We start from the raw sequence: 21262 nt of genomic DNA on the forward strand, positions 1-21262 counted from the left end.
AATGCGAAATTTCATGACCCATCATTCGTCGACGTCCCTCGTACGTGTTTTGCTGGCAGCCGTCCTGCTCGGCACCATGGCGAGCGCAACCCTCGCGCAGGGGGTGGGCGAGCCGTTCACGGTCGGCGACATCAAGATCGTCGGACTTCAGCGCGTCTCGGAAGGTACGGTATTCAACTACCTGCCGGTCAACATCGGCGACAGCATGGATGCGCAGCGCTTGCGCGAATCGTTGCGGGCGCTGTATGGCACAGGATTCTTCAGCGACGTGGAGCTTCGCCGGGATGATGCAACGCTCGTGATCGTGGTGCGGGAGCGGCCGTCGATCGAGAGTTTCGAGGTCAAGGGCAACAAGGACATCAAGAGCGAGGACCTCAACCGTTCGCTGCGCAATGTCGGTCTGGCGACTGGCAAGATATTCGACCGATCCGTACTCGAGGATGTGCGCGGTTTTCTCACGGATCAGTATTTCAGTCGCGGCAAGTATGCGGTCAATATCAAAACCGATGTGCAGGACCTGCCCGACAACAAGGTACGGATCAAGATCGACATCAAGGAGGGCAAGCGTGCCCGTATCAGGCAGATCAACATCGTAGGCAACAAGTCATACGACGAGGACACGTTGCGGGACCAATTCGAGCTGCGTACGCCGGGTTGGTTGTCCTGGTACAAGCAGGACGACCGCTACGCCCGCGAGACGCTGCAGGGCGATCTGGAGAAACTGACCTCCTACTACCAGGATCGCGGCTATGCCAACTTCGAGATTTCTTCGACGCAGGTCGCCATTGCACCGGAGAAGGACGACATATTCATTACCGTCAACGTCAACGAGGGCGAGGTCTATCGCATCAGCCAGACGAAGCTGGCCGGCACCTTCGTGGTACCGGAGCCGGAGTTGCAGCGCTTCGTGGTGGTCAAGGAAGGCGATATCTTCTCGCGCAAGGCAATCACCACGACCCAGGAGCTGATCCAGAACCGCCTGGGTCTCGAGGGCTATGCTTTCGCCAAAGTCGATCCGGTGCCGACCACCGATGAAGATGGCAAGACGGTGGAGATCACCTTCTTCGTCGATCCCGGCAATCGCGTCTACGTCCGGCACATCCTGTTCTCCGGGGTCACCAAGATCAACGACGAGGTGCTGCGCCGCGAAATGCGCCAGCTCGAAGGCGGCTGGTTGTCGAACGCCTTGCTCGAGCGCTCAAAACAGCGCCTGCAACGACTGCCCTACATCGAGAGCGTCGAGTCGGAGACGAAGCCCGTGGCCGGTACAGCCGACATGGTCGATGTGGAATACACCATCAAGGAAGGTCCCTCGGCGCAGCTCGGCGGCGGTATCGGCTATTCCGAGTCCCAGTCGTTCATCCTGAACGGCAGTTACGCGGACAGCAACTTCATGGGTAGCGGAGAGCGCGTGGCCATCGAGCTCAATTCCGGCAGGTACAGCAAGGTTTATGCGCTATCGCACACCGATCCCTATACCAGCATCGATGGCGTTGCGCGCACGCTTTCGCTGACCTACCGTGACGTCACGCAATTCGTGTCGGCATCCTCCGACCTGTCCTCCGAGACGCTCGCGCTCGGCGTCGACTATGGTTATCCGATCACCGAATTCCAGGCGTTGCGCCTTGGAATGTCCTACCAGCGTGCGCAGTTGCTGACCACCCAGGGTGGTAGTGCCGACCAGGCGGTGCAATGGGTGCAGGCGAATGGCGATGCATTTGCCCGGACCGAAGTCGATACCCGTTTTTCTCCCCCGGTCAGCTTCAATTTCTTCGGCACACAGTTCCAGACGTTCGAGCTGACAGCGGGCTGGAGCTTCGATTCGCGCAATCGGGCGCTGTTCGCCAGCCGCGGGCAGCGCCACCAGCTGTCGCTGTCCTACACCCTGCCCGGGAGTGACGTCGAGTATTGGCAGGCAAACTACGAATACGTCCAGTATCTGCCCATGCCATGGCGGATGACGTTGTTGCTCAATGCCGAGCTCGGCTATGGCATGGACATCGGCGATACCACCGCCGTGCCGCCGTTTCGCCAGTTTTTTGCAGGCGGTCCGGACTCGGTGCGCGGCTACCGTGAAAGCCGCCTGGGACCCAAGGACAGCCGGGTAGGCATACAACAGGACCAAGGCAATCCCTACGGCGGCAACATGAAGGTTCTGGGGCGAGCGGAACTGATCTTCCCGATGCCCCAGAAATGGGCGGCATCGGCGCGTATCAGCCTTTTCTACGACATGGGCAATGTGTTTTCCACCGGCCATCGCTACCTGTTCCTGGGTCGGGATGGCCAGACGCCGGTGGATTACGGGTTCGAATTCTCGCAGTTGAAGCGTTCGACCGGGGTCGCCGTGCAGTGGCTGGCGCCACTTGGCATATTCCGGTTCAGCTACGGTATACCGTTGAACGCGTATAAAGGCGATAATGTCATTTATCCTGACGAGAAAGAGCAGTTCCAGTTTTCCATCGGCCAAGCGTTCTAGAGGTATAGACAGCGTGAAGTATCCAATTTATTCCTGGTTGATTGCCGCCGTGCTCGGTTTGACCGTGCTGCCCGCCAAAGCCGATCTCAAAATCGCCGTGGTCAACTATGGGCAATTGCTGCAACAGTCGCCGCAGGCACAGGCAGCCGACGAATCGGTGCGTAACGAATTTGCGCCGAAACTGCGCGAATTGCAGAACCAGCAACAGGCCTTGAAGACCAAGGAAGAAAAGTACCAGAAGGACTCCGCCACCATGACTGCGGACCAGCGGTCGCGTGCCGAGAAGGATCTGCGCGATGGTTATCGCGAACTGCAGAGGCGGCAGGCGGAGATCCAGGACGATGTCAATGCGCGGCGCAATGAGGAAGTGTCCAAGTTGCAGCGCGCCCTGATCGAAGAGGTGCGAACCTTTGCGAAGGCGCAGAGCTATGATCTCGTACTCACCGACAGCGCCGCGATTTATTACACGCAGGTGCTCGACATCACGCCGAATATTCTCGCCGCGCTGAAAGCGCGAAATGGTGCAGCGAAGCCCTGATGTCTGCTGCCACGGCGTCGTGTCCGCGACGCCGTGGTTGCGCGCCAAGGCAGCTTGCCAATGGCCGTGACGCTCGCGGAATTGGCCGTCAAATTTGGCTGTGACCTGCGCGGTGATCCACAGCGTGTCGTAAGCCGCGTTGCTACCCTCGAGGCGGCCACGGCGGACTGCCTTTGTTTTCTCTCGAATCCCAAGCTCATCGCGCAGCTGCGAAGCACACGCGCCGGTGCCGTCGTGCTTGCGCAGCCTGCGCTCGAGCACTGTCCGGTTGATGCGCTCATAGCAATCAATCCGCATGCAGCATTCGCCCGCATGGCTCAGCTGTTGCATCGCGTACCGGATCCGAAGCCCGGCATCCATCCCACGGCGCAGATCGCTGCGTCGGCAACCGTCGACCCGAGTGCCGCCATCGCGGCGCAAGTCGTGATTGGCGAGGCATGTCGGATCGGTGCCAATTGCGCGATCGACCCGGGAGTGGTTCTCGGCAGCGGGGTCACGCTCGGCGAGGGCTGCCGGATCCATGCGCGCGCCGTGCTCTACGATGGCGTCACGGCAGGCGCGCGATGCATCGTGCATTCGGGTGCCGTCATAGGTGCGGATGGTTTCGGCTATGCCGCGGACAACGGCCAGTGGATCAAAGTGCCGCAGATTGGCAGCGTAGTCATTGGTGATGACGTTGAGATCGGGGCCAATACCACGATCGACCGTGGTGCGCTTGGTGATACCGTCATTGAAACGGGCGTCAAGCTGGATAATCTCATCCAGATTGGCCACAACGTGCATATTGGCGCGCACACAGCGATGGCGGCATGCGTTGGCGTCTCGGGCAGCGTGCGCATCGGCGAGCGCTGCCAGATCGGCGGAGCAGTCGGCATCGCCGGGCACCTGCAAATCTGTGATGATGTCATCGTCACCGGGTTGTCGCTGGTGTCGCACTCGATCAGCCAGGCGGGCGTGTACTCCTCGGGCATACCCGTCGAGCCGGTTCGGGATTGGCGGCGAACCGTTGGCCGCTTGAAGCGCATCGAACATCTCGCCGACCGCGTGACGCGTCTCGAGCGCGCTGGCGGTGGCACAGACACTACGGATCCGGCAGGAACTTGAGAGGACAGGGCAGGACAATGGATTTTTCGCAAGGCACGACCGACATCAACGCAATCATGCGTCAGCTCCCGCACCGCTACCCGTTCCTGCTGGTCGACCGGGTACTCGAACTCGTCAAGGGCGAGCGCATACGTGCACTGAAGAACGTTACGGTCAACGAGCCGTTCTTTCCCGGCCACTTTCCGTATCGCCCTGTCATGCCAGGCGTGATGATCATCGAGGCGCTGGCACAGGCGGCCGGTATCCTTGCATTCCAGACGGCAGGCGTGGTGCCCGATGAAAGCACGCGCTTCTACTTCGTTGGCATCGACAAGGCGCGTTTCCGCAAACCCGTCGAACCGGGCGACCAACTGATCCTCAACGCAACGCTCGAGCGCAATCTGCGCGGCATATGGCGATTTGCGACACAGGCGACTGTGGCTGACGCGGAAGTCTGCGCTGCCACCATGATGGTGGCGCCCGAAACCGGGTCGCAGGATCCATGATCGATCCGCAGGCGCGGATTTCACCGCGCGCACAATTGGCCGACAACGTGTCGGTAGGCGCGTTCGCGGTCATCGGCGATGACGTATCCATCGACGCCGGCTGCCGTATCGGACCGCATGCGGTCGTGCACGGACCTACGCGCATGGGCCGTGACAATCAGGTTTTCCAGTTTGCCTCGATCGGCGATGCACCGCAGGATCGCAAATATCGCGGCGAGCCAACGCGGCTCGAAATCGGCGATCGCAACGTCTTCCGTGAATGCTGCACGGTCAATCGCGGGACCGTCGGCGGGCACGGAGTCACGCGGATTGGCGATGACTGCCTGTTCATGGCAAACACCCACGTGGCGCACGACTGCGTGGTCGGCAACCAGGTCATCATGGCCAACCTTGCGACCCTTGGCGGCCATGTCGAGCTCGGTGAGCATGTGATCATGGGTGGTTTGTCGGCGGTGCATCAGTTCTGCAAGATCGGAGCTCATGCCTTCATCGCCAACAATGCTGCTGTGACCCGCGATGTGCCGCCGTATGTCATGGCGGTCGGCCAGCCAGCAGAGCCGCATTCGGTCAATTCCGAGGGATTGAAGCGGCGCGGCTTCTCCGCGGTTCAGATACGCAACATCAAGCAGGCATACCGGCTTCTTTACCGCTCCGATCTGCCGCTGGAGCAGGCTCGCCGGCAAATAACGGAACTCGCTGACACGCAGCCCGAGCTCGGCATCTTCGCCGGTTTCATCGCAGCATCGACCCGATCGCTCGTACGTTGACGGGCTGATCGTGCACATCGTACTGGTAGCTGGTGAGGCCTCGGGCGACCAGCTTGGGGCCGCGTTGATCGACGCACTGCGCGAGCGCTGGCCAGGGGCGCAGTTCAGCGGCGTCTGCGGGCCCAAAATGCGGGCCGCAGGCTGCCAGGCCTGGGCTGCGAGTGATGAGCTCGCCGTGATGGGCGTGGCCGAGGTGGTTGGCCACCTGCCGCGGCTGCTGCGCCTGCGACGTGAGCTGGTCAGCCGATGCAGCGCCTTGCGGCCGGACCTGTTCATCGGGATCGACGCACCCGAATTCAATCTCGGGCTCGAAAAGCGCCTCAAGCAACGCGGCTTGCGCACCGTGCAGTATGTTAGTCCGCAGGTCTGGGCTTGGCGCCAGGGGCGCGTGCGGCACATGGCCGCCGCCTGCGACCTGGTGCTCTGCCTGCTGCCATTCGAGCCCGACTTCTACACACAGCATGGTGTGCAGGCGGAATTCGTCGGTCATCCGCTCGCCGACCAGTTTGGCGCGCGTAGCGATCGCGAGAGCGCCCGGGCCGCGCTCGGTGTCGATCCGGCTGCGCCGGTGATCGCCCTGCTACCGGGTTCGCGGCAGGGCGAGGTGGCGCGACTTGGTCCGTTGTTCGCTTCCACGGCCGCGTGGCTCGCCCGGCACCGGGCGCAGTTGCGCTTCATCGCAGCACTGCTCAACGATCACCTTGCCGAACAATTCAAGCAGTATGCCAGCGCGCAGGGGGCGGACGTTGCCTGTCATGTCGGAAAGGCCCGCGCTGTCCTGGCAGCCGCTGACGTCGTGATCGTCGCCTCGGGAACGGCTACGCTCGAAACGCTGCTCAGCAAGCGCCCCATGGTCGTTGCCTATCGGCTCGCGCCCGCAACGGCGTGGCTGATACGCCGGTTCAATCTGGTCAAGTCGCCTTACTTTGCGCAGCCAAATCTGTTGGCGGGTGAGCGACTTGTGCCGGAATTCTTCCAGGAAGCTGCAACTGCAGACGTATTGGGGCAAGCGGCGCTCGGCTGGCTGGATCATCCGGAACGTAGCGCGGCACTGATTGCGCACTTCGACCGCATCCACGAAACTTTGCGTTGCGATGGGGCGCGGCGCGCCGTCGCAGCCATTGCCCGGCTTATGGAACCGGGTTTGTGACGGCTTGCGGGGGGGGCGATTGCAACTGACGATGAACCTGGTGCCCGGGTCGGAACTGATTGCCGGCGTCGACGAGGCGGGCAGGGGCCCGCTTGCCGGTCCCGTCGTGGCCGCAGCCGTCATCCTCGATCCGGCGCGCCCGATCGCGGGGCTTGCCGATTCCAAGACGCTCTCGGCGCCCGCGCGCACACAGCTCGCTCGGGAAATTCGCGATCGTGCCCTCTGCTTTGCGCTCGGCAGCGCGAGCCCTGCGGAAATCGACGAGGTCAATATCCTGCAGGCCACCTTCCTCGCCATGCAGAGGGCACTCGCGGGATTGCAGCCGCGACCTGCCCATGTCCTCATTGATGGCAATCGTTTGCCGTCACTTGCCGCTCTCCCGTATCGCTGCACGGCTGCGGCCGTGATCCGGGGCGATCAGAGCGTAGCTGCGATCAGCGCGGCCTCGATTCTCGCCAAAACCGAGCGTGATTCGCTGATGCAACAACTGCATCACGTCTATCCGCAGTTCGATTTTGCGCGCAACAAGGGCTATCCGACGGCCCAGCATCGAGCAGCACTTGCCTCGCACGGCGTGTGTGAAGTCCATCGCCGCTCGTTTGCGCCCGTGCGCGAGGCGTTGCAGGGCCCATGACCGCGCCGTTCGTGCATCTGCGGCTGCATACCGAGTTTTCGCTCGTCGACAGCGTCGTGCGTATCGAGCCGCTGATGCGGCGTGCCGCGGAACTCGGCATGCCTGCCGTTGCTCTTACCGACGCCAGCAACCTGTTCGGTCTCGTCAAGTTCTACCGCTGCGCGCTGAAAGCTGGCATCAAACCGATCATCGGCGTCGATGTCGATCTCATGCCTGATGGCGATCGCGCGCAGCATCCGCGCATCACGTTGCTCTGTCAGAATCTTGCCGGCTATCGCAACCTGACGCGGCTGCTATCCAGGGCCTATCTCGAACGTAGTGACCGGGCTTTGCCATTGCTCGATGCGAAGTGGCTGGACGAGTCGACCTGCAAAGGGTTGATTGCGCTGTCCGGGGCCGGCGCGGGCGACATCGGCATCGCGTTGCTGCGAGGTCGGCCCGACCTTGCCGAGCGCCGCCTCGCAAGGTGGCGCAGTCTGTTTGGGGATCGCTTCTACATCGAGCTGCAACGCCTTGGTCGTGACAGCGACGAAGCGTACATCAACGCTGTATTGCCTCTTGCAACCAAGCTCGAAGTGCCCGTGGTGGCAACGAACGACGTGCGCTTCCTGAGCGGCGCCGACTTCGAATCGCACGAGGCGCGGGTGTGCATACACGACGGCACCTTGCTGGCAGACACGGGTCGACCGCGGCGCTATACGGCGAACCAGTACCTGCGCTCGGCTGAGGAGATGTGCGAGTTGTTCGCCGATATTCCCTCGGCAATCACCAACAGCCTGTGCATCGCCGAGCGCTGCAGCGTGGCCATGTCGCTTGGCGATATGCAGCTGCCGGACTACCCGGTGCCGGAGGAGATGCCCGCCGCAGACTATCTCGCGCAGCGCGCCAGGGACGGGCTGGCCGTGCATGGCCTTGGCGCCGACGAGCGATACGTCTCGCGTCTCGCGAGCGAGTTGCAGGTCATCAACGCCATGGGATTCGCCGGGTATTTCCTGATCGTAGCGGACTTCATCGCCTGGGCGCGGACCAATGCCGTGCCCGTTGGGCCGGGCCGCGGCTCGGGCGCCGGATCGCTGGCGGCCTACTGCCTTGGCATCACCGACATCGACCCGATTCGTTACGACCTGCTGTTCGAGCGCTTCCTCAATCCCGAGCGCATATCGATGCCCGACTTCGACATCGATTTTTGCATGGAAGGGCGGGATTCCGTCATCGACTACGTTGCTGGCAAGTACGGACGTGATCGGGTCTCGCAGATCATCACCTACGGAACCATGGCCGCCAAGGCGGTGGTGCGCGACTGCGGTCGAGTCCTGGGAATGAGCTACGGTCACGTCGATCGGATCGCAAAGCTGGTGCCGTTCGAACTCGGCATTACCCTCGACGATGCGCTCGAAAAAGAGCCGGAACTGAAACGGCTGTACGCTGGCGACGATGAGGTGCGCGGCCTGATCGACCTCGCCCGCTCACTCGAAGGTTTGACCCGAAACGCGGGCACGCATGCCGGGGGCGTTGTCATCGCGCCATCGCTGTTGACTGATTTTGCTCCGCTCTACCGTGAAGATGGCTCGACAAGCGTCGTCACGCAATTCGACAAGGACGATGTCGAGGCGGTCGGCCTCGTAAAATTCGATTTTCTCGGCCTTCGCACGCTGACCGTGATAGAGCGCGCGCTTGGTTACATCAACCAGACGCGTATGCGCGGCGGGGAGTCGCCGCTTGATATCCGGCGCATCGCAATGGACGACGCCGCCACATTCGCCTTGTTGCGCTCCTGCCGTACTACAGCCGTGTTCCAGCTCGAATCGCGCGGCATGAAGGACCTGATTCGACGTCTGCAGCCGGATTGTTTCGAGGACGTCGTGGCGTTGGTGGCCTTGTTTCGGCCGGGTCCGTTGCAGTCCGGCATGGTCGATGACTTCATCAACCGCAAACATGGGCGCAACGATGGGCCGATCGATTACCTGCACCCGAGTCTGAAGGGCATCCTGAGCCCGACCTACGGCGTGATTCTCTATCAGGAGCAGGTCATGCAGATCGCGCAGACGCTGGCCGGCTACACGCTGGGTGGCGCGGATCTCCTGCGGCGCGCAATGGGCAAGAAAAAGCCAGAGGAGATGGCCAAACAGCGCAGCGTATTCATCGATGGCGCCGTGCAGCGGGGCGTGCCAGCGGCAAAGGCTGCTCATATTTTCGACCTGATGGAAAAATTTGCCGGCTATGGATTCAACAAATCCCACTCGGCGGCCTACGCAATGCTCTCCTACCAGACAGCCTACCTCAAGGCGCATTACCCGGCCGAGTACATGGCGGCCGTACTGTCGACCGACATGGATCACACCGACAAGATTGTCACGTTCAAGGCGGACTGCGATCTGCTCGGATTGCGCGTCCTTGGCCCCGATGTCAATGAGTCCGTCTTCGAATTTCTCGTGAGTTCGCCCGGTCAGATCCGCTACGGCCTTGGCGCCATCAAAGGCGTTGGCCGCGGCGCGGTGGAGGCGTTGCTCGAGGAGCGCGCGCGCAACGGCCCTTTTCGCACGCTCGAGGAGCTGTGCCGCAGGCTCGACATGAACCGGGTCAATCGCCGTGTGCTCGAAGCGCTGATCAAAAGCGGGAGTCTCGATTCGATCAATCCCAATCGCGCTGCGTTGTCCGATGCCCTGGGCAGCGCATTGCAGCTTGGCGAGCAGGTCAACAGCGCGCGGCGCGCCGGACAGGTCGATCTTTTCGGTTTGCCGAGAGCATCGCCGATGGGGCAGGCCGCAAACTCATCGGCCGCAATGACTGCCGAATGGCCGGCTGCCAAGCGACTCGCGGCTGAGCGCGAAACGCTGGGTCTGTTCCTGACCGGCCATCCGATCCTGCAATACGACAAGGAGCTCACCTGGGTGGTGACGGGGCGGATCGGTGATGTCGCAGCCGATCGCCCGGCGCAAGGCACGGCTTTCGGATTTGCGAGCCGGCAGGTCAAACTGGCCGGGCTGTTGTCCGAGCTTCGCCGCCGCGGCAATCGGGTAACCGCGGTGCTGGATGACAATACCGGGCAACTCGAAGTGACCTTTTTTGAAGATACGCTGCGCGACTGCCGGGACATACTCGTCAAGGATGCGCTGGTGCTGATCGACGGCGGGCTGCGATTCGATGAATTCATCGACGGCTGGCGGCTCGCGGCGCGCGCGATCACGCCGCTCGCGCGCATCCGTGAGCAAAATGCCAGGCGTCTGCACCTGCAATGGCGAGGCGACCTCGGCGCATCGGGTGTGCAGGCACTGCACGAGCTTCTGGCTCGTTATCGCCCCGGGGATTGCCAGGTCACCATCAGCTATCTCGGAGCGAGCGGTGGCGTGGACGCCGTGCTCGGTCGCGAGTGGGGCGTTCGCCCCGTGCCCGAGCTGTTCTTCGAAATAGAGACTTTGTGCGGCTCGGATGCCGTCCGCGTCTACTACAGTGCGCCGGCGGGCGCCGACAGCAGCGCGATAGCCTAGCGCGCAAATCGTTTCAATCACGATCCCGGAAGGCAGCGCATGGCCGCGCCCGGGCCGCGTGGGTCCGCCCCGGACTTGCCAGCGTGGCAGGCGGTCCGTAACCTCGCGCAAGCGCACCAGTAGCCGGAACCCCATGGCAGTCAGCTTTCTCGATTTTGAACAACCGATCGCCGAACTCGAAGCCAAGATCGAGGAGTTGCGACACGTTGCTGCCGATGGCGAGGTGGTCGTCGACGAGGAAATTGCCCGCCTGCGCAACAAGAGCGAGCAGCTGACGCGGCAGATATTTGCATCGCTCACCCCGTGGCAGATCACCCAGCTCGCGCGGCACCCGCAGCGGCCGTATGCGCTCGATTACATTGCGCGGGCGTTCACCGATTTCCACGAACTGCATGGCGATCGCATGTATGGCGATGATCTTGCGATCGTGGGCGGGCTCGCGCGCATCGATGGCACGGCTGTCGTGGTGATTGGCCACCAGAAGGGGCGCGACACCAAGGAGCGGGTGCGGCGCAACTACGGCATGCCCAAGCCCGAAGGCTATCGCAAGGCGCTGCGGCTGATGCGCACGGCCGAGCGCTTCGGACTGCCGATCGTCACCATGATCGATACGCCGGGCGCCTATCCTGGTGTTGGCTCGGAGGAGCGCGGTCAGAGCGAGGCCATTGCGCGCAACCTGTTCGAAATGGCGCTGTTGCGTGTGCCCATCGTGAGCGTCGTGATCGGCGAGGGCGGATCAGGCGGTGCCTTGGCGATCGGCGTCTGTGACCGGCTGCTGATGCTGCAATACAGCACCTATTCAGTCATTTCGCCGGAAGGCTGCGCGTCGATCCTGTGGAAGAGCGCCGACAAGAAGGAGACCGCCGCGGAAGCGATGGGATTGACTGCCGAGCGGCTGGCGCAGCTGAAGCTGGTCGATGAGATCGTGCCGGAGCCGCTCGGCGGTGCACACCGCGATGTCGATGCCATTGCGCGGGGCCTGGGAGCTGCACTCGGCCGCCATCTGGCCGAATTGCTGGCGATCGATGCGCAGCAGTTGCGCGATGCACGCAGCGCCAAGATTGCCGGCTTCGGTGTCTTCGAGGAAACCGTTGCCTAAGGGCGCTGCGCCCGAGTTCACAGCGGCTGCATTGGCTGCGCAATTGCAGACACTGCTAGGGTCCGCGTTGCCGTGCTGCATCGCCCTGAGTGGCGGCCTTGATTCGACCGTGCTGCTGCATGCGCTTGCCAGTCTGCCCGCCTGGCGCAAGCGACTTCGGGCCGTGCATGTCCATCACGGTTTGCATCACGAGGCTGATGACTGGGTGCACCATTGCAGGCGGTTGTGCCGCGACCTGGGTGTAGGACTGGTGGTGCGCAGGGTGGCGGTGACGCTTGCCGCCGGGGTTTCCGTCGAGGCCGAGGCCCGCCGCGCCCGGTACCAGGCGCTCAAGCGCTGCGTGCGCAAGGATGAGGTGCTGCTTACGGCGCATCACGGCACGGACAATGTCGAAACGATGCTGTTGATGCTGGTGCGCGGAGCGGGCGTTGCCGGACTCGGCGGTATTGCTGCGCTCAGCGAGCGCGATGGCATGTCATTGGTTCGACCGCTGCTGCCCTGGTCGAGGCGCCAGCTCCTTGGTTATGCGGAGCGCCACGCGCTCACCTGGGTGGACGACCCCAGCAACCTTGATCTGCGCCTCGAGCGCAATTACCTGCGCCACAAGCTGCTGCCGGCGTTCTGCGAGCGCTGGCCGGATCTCGAGCAACGCGCCGCGCATGGCGCGGCCCTGCTCAGGGAGGCTGCACAACTCAACGCACAATTGGCGGCGGCGGATTTGGCCTGGTGTGGTGATGGCGAACAACTTGCGCTCGACGCCCTCGGCCGGCTGCCGCTGGTTCGGCAACGCAACCTGGTGCGCTACTGGCTGCAATTGCATTCGCTGTCGCCGCCTGACCGCAACAGCCTGCACCGCATCGTGAGCGAGTTGCCGCGCGCCCGCATCGACGCGCAGCCCTGGCTCCGTTGGCCGGGCGGTGAGGTGCGTCGATTCGGCAATCGCCTATTTGCACTGCAGCCGGGTGCGCTGTCGCCCGCGACGCGGACCTGGGACTGGGCCCGATCGAGCCAGTGCGAGCTAGGACCTGGGCTCGGGCGGTTGCGACTCGATCGCTCGGCGCACGGCAAGCTGGCGCTCGGGCGGCTGGATCGGCCGATCACGGTGCGCTATCGGCAGGGCGGCGAGCGCATGCGGCCAGAGCCGGGCTCGGCCCACAGGGATTTGAAGGACCTCTTGCGCGAAAGCGGCGTTCTGCCGTGGATGCGCGGCGCCATTCCACTGCTCTATTGCGGCGATATTCTGGTTGCGGTGGGCGATTTGTGGGTCGATGCTGCGTTTCATGCGACGCGGCGCCACCAGAAACGCGCCAATGTCAAATGGCTCGGACGGCCGACAATTATTTGAGCGCCGCGCCCTGATTTGGTAGTCTGAATTCCCGTCATCAAGGCTTCGTGCAGCGTAACGCCCGAAGTCCATCGGCTCCAGAGACGGGATTCCCACATGACTCGATTCATATTCGTCACCGGCGGCGTCGTTTCCTCGTTGGGCAAGGGCATTGCTGCCGCGTCTCTGGGCGCGATCCTCGAGGCGCGCGGCCTCAAGGTCGCCATGGTGAAGCTCGATCCCTATATCAACGTCGATCCCGGCACGATGAGTCCGTTTCAGCACGGCGAGGTATTCGTCACCGAAGATGGCACCGAGACCGATCTCGACCTGGGCCATTACGAGCGCTTCGTGCGCACCACGACGGGCCGGGACAGCAATTTCACCACCGGCCGCATCTACGAACGTGTGATCGCCCGGGAGCGGCGAGGGGATTACCTCGGTGCGACCGTGCAGGTCATCCCGCACATCACCGACGAAATCAAGCGAAGCATCTTCCACGGTGCCAACGAGGCCGATGTGTGCATGGTCGAGATCGGCGGCACGGTTGGCGATATCGAGTCGCTCCCGTTCCTTGAAGCCATTCGGCAGCTCGGTGTCGAGCTCGGGCGCAATCGCTGCCTCTACCTGCATTTGACCCTCGTGCCGATCGTCGGTGGATCGGGCGAGATCAAGACCAAACCGACCCAGCACTCGGTCAAGGAATTGCGCGGCATTGGCATCCAGCCCGACGTGTTGCTGTGCCGTTGCCGGGATCCACTGCCGGACGAGCAGCGGCGCAAAATCGCCCTTTTTACCAATGTCGAAGAGCGGGCCGTGATATCCGCGGTCGATGCCGACGATATCTACAAGATTCCGATCCTGTTGCACGAACAATTGCTCGATCAGATCGTGGTCGAGAAGCTCGCGCTGAATGCGCCTCCTACCGATCTTGCCGAATGGCGCCAGGTGGTTGCCGCAAAGGCAAATCCGGAGTGCACGGTCGATATCGCAATGGTCGGCAAGTACGTGCAGATTCGCGACTCGTACATCTCGCTCAACGAAGCGCTGGTGCACGGCGGGATCAAGACGCGTACGCGCGTGAATATCCACTACATCGAATCCGCGCAGATCGAACAGGCGGGTACCGGGGCGCTGGACGGGATGGACGCCATCCTGGTGCCGGGCGGTTTCGGTGAACGTGGCATCGAGGGAAAGATCGCGGCAGTGCGTTACGCGCGGGAGAATCGCGTCCCTTACCTTGGTATTTGCCTTGGAATGCAGATCGCAGCGATCGAATTTGCAAGGTATGTGCTCGGCCTCGACGCCGCGCACAGTACGGAATTCAAGCGCGATACGCCCGATCCGGTCATTGCGCTGATCACCGAATGGCAGGATCGCAAGCACGGTCAGCAAATGCGCGCAGATGATGCGGACAAGGGTGGCACCATGCGACTCGGCGCCCAGCCCGTGCGACTGGTCGGTGGATCGCGGGTGCGCGATCTCTACGGCCGGGAGGAAATCCACGAGCGGCACCGGCACCGCTATGAATTCAACAACCGCTACCGCGACGCGTTCCGCGAACGCGGCGTGCTGTTCGCAGGCCTGTCGCCCGATGATCTGGTGGAAATACTCGAGCTGCCACAGCATCCATGGTTCGTGGCGACCCAGTTTCACCCCGAATTCACCTCGACGCCGCGCGATGGTCATCCGCTGTTCACGGGCTTCATTCGCGCAGCGCGTGCGCAGCGCCTCAGCCAGATGCCTGCAGCGGCTGGCGCATGAAGCTCGCGGGGTTCGAGGTCGGCCTCGAGCGGCCGTTATTTGTCATCGCCGGCCCCTGCGTGGTTGAGACTGCCGCGCTCACGGAGGAGATTGCCGGACGGCTGAAGGAAATTACTGGCAGGCTCGGTATCAACTTCATCTTCAAGGCGTCCTACGACAAGGCCAATCGATCCTCGCTGGAGAGTTATCGCGGCCCCGGGATCGAGGCGGGTCTGAAGATCCTCGCCGACCTGCGTCAGCGGCTGGCTGTTCCGGTTCTGACCGACGTGCACGAGGACTCGCCGTTGGGCGAGGTCGCCGATGCGGTGGATGTGCTGCAGACGCCTGCGTTCCTGTGCCGTCAGACGAACTTCATTCGCGCCGTTGCGGCTGTCGGCAAGCCGGTGAATATCAAGAAAGGGCAATTCCTCTCGCCCTGGGAGATGGGCAATGTCGTTGCCAAGGCGCGTTCGACGGGTAATCAGCAGATCATGGTCTGCGAGCGCGGCGCGAGTTTTGGCTATCACAACCTGGTTTCTGATATGCGATCGCTCGCGGTGATGCGGGCGACAGGCTGTCCGGTCGTGTTCGATGCAACCCATAGCGTGCAGCTGCCGGGCGGCCAGGGCGACAGATCGGGTGGCCAGCGCGAGTTCGTGCCAGTCCTGGCGCGCGCAGCCGCCGCAGTTGGCGTCGCCGGCATATTCATGGAGACACACCCTGATCCGCAGCGAGCGCTCTCGGACGGACCCAATGCCTGGCCACTTGACCGCGTGGCATCGCTGTTGGAGTCGCTGCAGGAAATCGACCATTGCATCAAGCGCAAACCACTGGAGGAACTCGAGGAATGACGAAGATTGCCGCAATTCTTGCTCGCGAGATCATCGATTCGCGCGGCAATCCGACCGTTGAGGCCGATGTCACACTCGCGAGCGGTCAGCGCGGGCGCGCAGCGGTGCCATCCGGTGCGTCCACCGGATCACGCGAAGCGATCGAGTTGCGCGATGGCGACGTCAAGCGCTACCTGGGCAAAGGTGTGCGCAAAGCCGTCGCAAACGTCAACGGCGAGATTCGCAAGGCACTACTTGGCCGGGATTGCCGTGACCAGGCCGCGATCGATCGCCTGATGATCGAGCTCGACGGCACCGAGAACAAGGAGCGGCTCGGCGCGAACGCGATACTGGCAGTATCACTTGCCAATGCCCATGCGGCCGCAGCCGCCGAGGGCGTCGGACTGTATCGCTCGCTTGCCGGATCGGTGGCACCATCGATGCCGGTGCCCATGATGAACATCATCAACGGCGGAGCTCATGCCAACAATCGCCTGGACATCCAGGAATTCATGATCCTGCCGGTGGGCGCTCCGAGCTTTCAGGAAGCCCTGCGCTATGGCGCGGAGATTTTTCACACGCTGAAGAAGATCCTCAACAAACAGGGGTTTTCCACGGCGGTCGGCGATGAGGGCGGTTTCGCGCCCAATCTGGCATCCAATGCCGAGGCGCTCGGCGTCATCCTCGCCGCGATCGAGCAGGCGGGCTATGTTGCCGGCAAGGACATCTACCTGGGCCTCGATGTCGCCAGCACGGAATTTTATCGAAATGGCAGATACCAGCTCGAGGGCGAGGGTCGCGAGTTCGATAGCGGCGGGTTTGTCGATTACCTTGCCGACCTCGTCAGCCATTATCCGATACTGACGATCGAAGATGGCATGGCGGAAGGCGACTGGGACGGATGGAAGTCACTCACTGAAAGGCTGGGCGCAAGGGTGCAGCTCGTAGGCGATGATCTCTTTGTAACCAATACCCGGATCCTGCGCGAAGGCATCGAGCGCGCCATCGCCAATGCCATTCTCATCAAGCCGAACCAGATTGGCACGTTGACAGAGACACTTGCGGCAATCGAACTGGCCGACAAGTCAGGCTATGCTGCGGTCGTGTCTCACCGCTCGGGCGAGACCGAGGACTCGACCATCGCCGATATCGCCGTGGCGACGACGGCGACCCAGATCAAGACCGGATCGATTTCCCGATCCGACCGCGTGGCGAAGTACAACCAGTTGCTGCGCATCGAGGCGGAACTCGGTCAGGTTCGATACTGCGGGATGAGTGCATTTCCGATAAAACCCTGACTCTGGTACGCTCGCCGCCCATGAAGTGGTTCGCCGTTGCGCTGTTGGCCATCACCCTGCTGTTGCAGCTGGGTTTGTGGGTCTCGGACAACGGCGTGCGCGAGATCTATCGCCTTGAAGCCGCGGTTGCCGACCAGGCTCTGCAGAACGCGACGATGCGCCAGCGCAATCAGCTGCTGGCCGCGGAAGTCGCCGACCTCAAGAAGGGGACCGCGGCGCTCGAGGAGCGCGCACGCAGCGAGCTCGGCATGATTGCCGCTCGCGAGTCCTTCTTCCAGGTCGTTCCGGGGCGCGCCCCGCCCGCCTATGCGACTGCCCAGAACGGGACAACCTCCCGCTAGTCGCTCGCCGGCCGGCCGCGCGCTCCAGAGGCAACGATGCGTTACTGGCTGATTCTCGCCGCAGGCGGTCGCGGGCGGCGCCTTCGCGATGATCTGCCCAAGCAGCACGTCAGGATCGCTGGCAAGACGCTGCTGGAGCATGCCCTGGAGCCGTTCCTTGCCGATTCGTCGTGCCGTGGCATCGTCCTGGTCTCGGCAGCCGACGATGCGCGCTCGCGCGACGTGGCGGAGCAGGCGCGCCATCGCATGGCGAACAAGGCGGGTGCGATCTGGTGCGCGAGCGCGGGCGAGGAGCGCTGTCACTCCGTGCAAAACGGTCTGGCGTACCTGCGGGAGAGGGTCGCTCCCGATGATTGGGTGCTGGTCCACGACGCGGCGCGCCCATGTCTCGATGCCGCGGATCTCGGCCGGCTGCTACGCGAGTGCGCCGACCATCCGGTGGGTGGCTTGCTCGCCTGCCCGGTCGTCGACACACTCAAGCTCGCCCAGGAGGGCGACTGCAGCGGCACGGCGGATCGCAATGAGCTGTGGCGCGCGCAGACACCGCAGATGTTTCGTTTCGCTGCTCTCGAGGCGGCGCTCGAGCAGGCCATCGACCAGGCCAGGCTCCCCACTGATGAGTCGCAGGCGATCGAATGGCAAGGCGGTCGACCGCGAATCGTGGCGGGATCGACGTACAACCTCAAAGTGACGACCAAAGAGGATCTTCTTCTGGCGGAGGCAATCTTGCAGCAACGTAACACCAGCGCTGGACCGGCGCTGCGTATCGGGCAGGGCTTCGATGTGCACGCTTTCGGGCCAGGCGATTCGGTGCCACTCGGCGGCGTGCGATTCGCGAATTCGCGAGGCGTGGTCGCGCACTCCGATGGCGATGTCCTGATACATGCGCTGGTCGATGCATTGCTCGGTGCAGCCGGCCTCGGCGATATCGGAGTGTGGTTCCCGCCGGATGACCCCGCGTGGCGCAATGCACCCAGCGAGCGCTTCCTTTCTCAGGCCGTGGCCATGCTGGCCGAGCGCGGCTACCGAATCCGGAACGTGGATGCGACCATCATCTGCGAGCACCCGCGAATCGGTGAGAAACGCGGCGCAATTCGCGACTCGTTGGCACGGGCGCTTGCATTGCCAGCGAGCCAAATCAACATCAAGGCCACGACGACTGAAAGGCTTGGTTTTCTCGGCAGGGGCGAGGGCATCGCCGCGCAGGTGGTCGCGTTGATAGAGGCCTGCGAGCCCTGAGGTGCCTCAACCCATGCCGCCCGGTCGGCGCAGCAAGACATACAAGGCACCGCTGCCGCCGTCGACATGCCGCGCGGAGGTAAACGCGAGCACGCTGTCGAGTCGGCGCAATGTGCTGTTCAACATGGTCTTCAAAACAGGACCACGATGCCCGGAGCGCAGGCCCTTGCCGTGCACGATACGAACGCAACGCCAGTTCGCGAGCGCTGCGTGCGTCAGGAACTGACGCAGCTGAAGCCGGGCCTGTGCGCCGGTCAGGCCATGCAGGTCGATTTCCGCGTCCCTGCGGTACTGACCGCGTCTGAGCCGCCGCAGCACGCTGTCCTGGACACCGTCGCGCCGAAAACTGAGCTCGTCCGCGGCGTAGGTGTCGAGCTGCTCGGCCGAGAGGCTGAGGCTCTCCTCGAGCACGGCCAACTTCTCGGCACGCGCAAACCGCGCGCGCGGCTTCGGTCTGCGCTGCGAGGACTGCGAGCGGGCAGTGCTACGCAGCGGTTTGACCCCGCGCATGGCGTCGCGAAAGATCTGCGCCTCATCATTGTCCGCCGGGTTTTTCAAGCTATCGGCCTCCGCAGTCATTGAGTATATTGTCGCGCCGGCGGTAGGGAGTGGGCGCGGCCCGCAAAAAATAGTGAAAATTCTTGTCAGTAACGACGATGGGTACCGCGCGAGCGGCATCAGGGCGCTTGCGAAGGCACTGTCTGCGCTCGGCGAAGTCACGGTCGTGGCGCCGGATCGCAACAAAAGCGGTGCCAGCAATTCACTTACGCTCGACGTGCCTTTGCGGGTCGCGCAGGCTGAACCAGGCGTTTATTTCGTGAACGGCACGCCGACGGACTGTGTCCATATCGCGATATCCGGTTACTTCGACTTCGACCACGACATGGTTGTATCGGGCGTCAACGACGGCGCCAATCTCGGTGATGACGTGCTTTACTCGGGCACGGTCGCGGCAGCCATCGAGGGGCGGTTCCTTGGTCTTCCTACGATGGCCGTGTCGCTGGTGACCCAGCGCCGCGGCATCGGCGCGCGCAATTTTGACGTCGCGGCGAGGATCGCGGCGCAGCTGGTCGAGCGCCTGCTGGCGCAACCGCTCGACCGCGCGACCATTCTGAATGTGAACATTCCCGATGTGTCCTGGGAGGAGCTGCGTGGCATCAAGGCGACGCGTCTCGGTTTTCGCCATCGCTCGAAAGGCATACAGCCCGCCGCAGACCCCTATGGCCGACGCGTCTTCTGGGTGGGGCCCGCGGGTGATGGCCAGGATGCCGGGCCGGGCACGGATTTCGACGCAGTGGCGAACGGCTTCGTGTCGGTCACTCCGCTGCAGATCGATCTCACGCGCCATGCTGCGGTCGAGGGGCTGGCGCAATGGCTGCCCGAGCACCTGTGAACGAGCTGCGCTACAGCGGCATCGGCATGACTTCGGCCCGCACGCGCGACCGGCTGGTGCAACGCTTGCGCGACAAAGGCATCAAGAACGCGGCCGTGCTGCAGCAGATGCGCAACGTGCCGCGCCACATATTTGTCGACGAAGCGTTGGCGAGCCGGGCATACGAAGATACGGCCCTACCGATTGGACACGGCCAGACCATCTCGCAGCCCTATATCGTCGCGCGCATGACCGAGGCGCTCATCGAGGGACGCAAACCCGCCAATGTTCTTGAGGTCGGCACCGGTTGCGGCTATCAGACTGCGGTCCTCGCGGGGCTCGTCGAACGTGTGGCAACAGTCGAGCGTATCAAGCCGTTGCTCGATCGTGCGCGAGCGACACTCAAGGAGCTCGGCGTTCGCAACGTGCGTTTCCGCCATGGGGATGGCACGCGTGGCTGGCGCCAGCACGCGCCCTACGACGCCATACTGGTCGCGGCGGCGCCGCTCGCGGTGCCCGAGCCCTTGTTGCAGCAATTGGCCGAAGGCGGCCGGTTGGTCATGCCGGTCGGCGCGGAGGGGGCGCAGGTCCTGATGCGCTTCGTACGACGGGGCGAGAAAGTCGACAGCCAGGCACTCGGTGGCGTCGCGTTCGTGCCCCTCGTCAAAGGTCTATCGTGACAAGACGATAACAAAAAGCGCACAACCATTTGATAACTAACCGTATTCTTTTTTCGACTGCGGAGTAGGTAAAACTTGCAAGTGCTGACAGGTCCCGCGTAGTATCTGTCGCTCGTTAGAGACAGGTTATGTCGCCTGACCGGGAGACGGATTCGCAGAGGGCACAGGGGCGAACGGGGAAGTCGATTTTCCAGAAGAAGAAAAACGTAACAAGAACAAGAAAATCCGAGCAATTATTCGAGTCTGTCAGCTTCGAATGATTGGATAGATTTCTCACCCCTGCGCCCTCTGCGAATCCGGCCTCACTACTTCGACACCCTACTCATTCCGTGAACAACAGCGCGACGACATCGCGCGATTCGGCGGCGAGCACGTTGAATGTCCGGCACGCCGCGGCGGACGGCATGGCTTCCGTCGCTGTGCCGCGCGCTTGCATCGATTCGCGAAGAGCGCGCGGCGCGAACTGCTGTCGTGCGCCGCAGCCGAGCAAGAGTATGGACGGCGATCGTGGCAGCCAACCACATAGCCACTCGCCGTCAAGATCGGCGAAACGATCAAGCGGAAGGGGCTGCACGCCCCGCGTCGCATCGATTGCGCAGGGCAGGCGATAGCGCTCGGAGTCGACCACGATTACGCCGTCTTCATAGGCGTTGATGACAACCGGGCCAGCCAGGTCCTGCATGAGCGGCATGGT

Annotated in this window: 19 protein-coding genes; 17 read left to right on the forward strand and 2 right to left on the reverse strand. The window is 62.9% G+C overall.

What is annotated here, in order from left to right:
* Positions 1-13: 13 nt before the first annotated feature.
* The 15 genes from bamA to ispD all read left to right on the forward strand — a co-directional run bounded on the left by bamA (position 14) and on the right by ispD (position 18516).
* Positions 14-2476 (forward strand): outer membrane protein assembly factor BamA, encoded by a 2463-nt coding sequence (gene bamA, locus R3E77_07160; protein MEZ5499192.1) that lies wholly within the window; start codon positions 14-16, stop codon positions 2474-2476.
* 13 nt (positions 2477-2489) lie between these two features.
* The gene (locus R3E77_07165; GenBank protein MEZ5499193.1) at positions 2490-3014 is read left to right on the forward strand and encodes an OmpH family outer membrane protein; all 525 of its coding nucleotides are present in this window, start codon (positions 2490-2492) and stop codon (positions 3012-3014) included.
* A gap of 60 nt (positions 3015-3074) precedes the next feature.
* Positions 3075-4118: a UDP-3-O-(3-hydroxymyristoyl)glucosamine N-acyltransferase gene (gene lpxD, locus R3E77_07170; GenBank protein ID MEZ5499194.1), complete on the forward strand. Its 1044-nt coding sequence runs from the start codon at positions 3075-3077 to the stop codon at positions 4116-4118.
* Between the two features lie 17 nt (positions 4119-4135).
* The gene (gene fabZ / locus R3E77_07175; protein ID MEZ5499195.1) at positions 4136-4603 is read left to right on the forward strand and encodes a 3-hydroxyacyl-ACP dehydratase FabZ; all 468 of its coding nucleotides are present in this window, start codon (positions 4136-4138) and stop codon (positions 4601-4603) included.
* Positions 4600-5370, forward strand: a complete 771-nt coding sequence (gene lpxA, locus R3E77_07180) for an acyl-ACP--UDP-N-acetylglucosamine O-acyltransferase (GenBank protein ID MEZ5499196.1) — start codon at positions 4600-4602, stop codon at positions 5368-5370. Before fabZ ends, lpxA begins: the two co-directional genes overlap by 4 nt.
* A gap of 10 nt (positions 5371-5380) precedes the next feature.
* Complete coding sequence (lpxB, locus tag R3E77_07185) at positions 5381-6520, forward strand: lipid-A-disaccharide synthase (protein MEZ5499197.1); 1140 nt, start codon at positions 5381-5383, stop codon at positions 6518-6520.
* Between the two features lie 19 nt (positions 6521-6539).
* Positions 6540-7154 (forward strand): ribonuclease HII, encoded by a 615-nt coding sequence (gene rnhB, locus R3E77_07190; protein MEZ5499198.1) that lies wholly within the window; start codon positions 6540-6542, stop codon positions 7152-7154.
* On the forward strand, positions 7151-10642 hold the full coding sequence (dnaE, locus tag R3E77_07195; GenBank protein ID MEZ5499199.1) for a DNA polymerase III subunit alpha: 3492 nt from the start codon (positions 7151-7153) through the stop codon (positions 10640-10642). The genes rnhB and dnaE overlap by 4 nt, the downstream gene beginning before the upstream one ends.
* 133 nt (positions 10643-10775) lie before the next feature.
* Positions 10776-11741, forward strand: coding sequence for an acetyl-CoA carboxylase carboxyltransferase subunit alpha (locus tag R3E77_07200; GenBank protein ID MEZ5499200.1), 966 nt, complete (start codon positions 10776-10778; stop codon positions 11739-11741).
* Positions 11734-13086 (forward strand): tRNA lysidine(34) synthetase TilS, encoded by a 1353-nt coding sequence (gene tilS / locus R3E77_07205; GenBank protein ID MEZ5499201.1) that lies wholly within the window; start codon positions 11734-11736, stop codon positions 13084-13086. Before R3E77_07200 ends, tilS begins: the two co-directional genes overlap by 8 nt.
* A gap of 96 nt (positions 13087-13182) precedes the next feature.
* The gene (locus R3E77_07210; protein MEZ5499202.1) at positions 13183-14829 is read left to right on the forward strand and encodes a CTP synthase; all 1647 of its coding nucleotides are present in this window, start codon (positions 13183-13185) and stop codon (positions 14827-14829) included.
* Entirely contained in the window at positions 14826-15659 is an 834-nt protein-coding gene (gene kdsA / locus R3E77_07215) for a 3-deoxy-8-phosphooctulonate synthase (GenBank protein MEZ5499203.1), read from the forward strand. The genes R3E77_07210 and kdsA overlap by 4 nt, the downstream gene beginning before the upstream one ends.
* On the forward strand, positions 15656-16936 hold the full coding sequence (eno, locus tag R3E77_07220; protein ID MEZ5499204.1) for a phosphopyruvate hydratase: 1281 nt from the start codon (positions 15656-15658) through the stop codon (positions 16934-16936). Before kdsA ends, eno begins: the two co-directional genes overlap by 4 nt.
* 20 nt (positions 16937-16956) lie before the next feature.
* Positions 16957-17277 carry a cell division protein FtsB gene (ftsB, locus tag R3E77_07225; protein MEZ5499205.1) on the forward strand — a complete coding sequence of 107 codons (321 nt, stop codon included), beginning with the start codon at positions 16957-16959 and terminating at the stop codon, positions 17275-17277.
* Positions 17278-17313: 36 nt separating this feature from the next.
* A complete protein-coding gene (gene ispD, locus R3E77_07230; protein ID MEZ5499206.1) occupies positions 17314-18516 on the forward strand; it encodes a 2-C-methyl-D-erythritol 4-phosphate cytidylyltransferase in 1203 nt (400 codons plus the stop codon).
* 6 nt (positions 18517-18522) lie between these two features.
* Here the strand turns inward: ispD and R3E77_07235 are convergent, their stop codons facing one another.
* Positions 18523-19095, reverse strand: a complete 573-nt coding sequence (locus R3E77_07235) for a Smr/MutS family protein (protein ID MEZ5499207.1) — start codon at positions 19093-19095, stop codon at positions 18523-18525.
* 52 nt (positions 19096-19147) lie between these two features.
* Between R3E77_07235 and surE the strand changes: the two genes are divergently transcribed.
* Both surE and R3E77_07245 read left to right on the forward strand, forming a co-directional pair.
* Entirely contained in the window at positions 19148-19909 is a 762-nt protein-coding gene (surE, locus tag R3E77_07240) for a 5'/3'-nucleotidase SurE (protein MEZ5499208.1), read from the forward strand.
* Positions 19888-20568: a protein-L-isoaspartate(D-aspartate) O-methyltransferase gene (locus R3E77_07245; GenBank protein MEZ5499209.1), complete on the forward strand. Its 681-nt coding sequence runs from the start codon at positions 19888-19890 to the stop codon at positions 20566-20568. Before surE ends, R3E77_07245 begins: the two co-directional genes overlap by 22 nt.
* Positions 20569-20890: 322 nt before the next feature.
* Here the strand turns inward: R3E77_07245 and R3E77_07250 are convergent, their stop codons facing one another.
* Positions 20891-21250 (reverse strand): Mth938-like domain-containing protein, encoded by a 360-nt coding sequence (locus R3E77_07250; protein ID MEZ5499210.1) that lies wholly within the window; start codon positions 21248-21250, stop codon positions 20891-20893.
* Positions 21251-21262: the final 12 nt, after the last annotated feature.

It is taken from the genome of Steroidobacteraceae bacterium, from assembly GCA_041395505.1.
In the GTDB taxonomy this organism is placed as follows: domain Bacteria; phylum Pseudomonadota; class Gammaproteobacteria; order Steroidobacterales; family Steroidobacteraceae; genus JAWLAG01.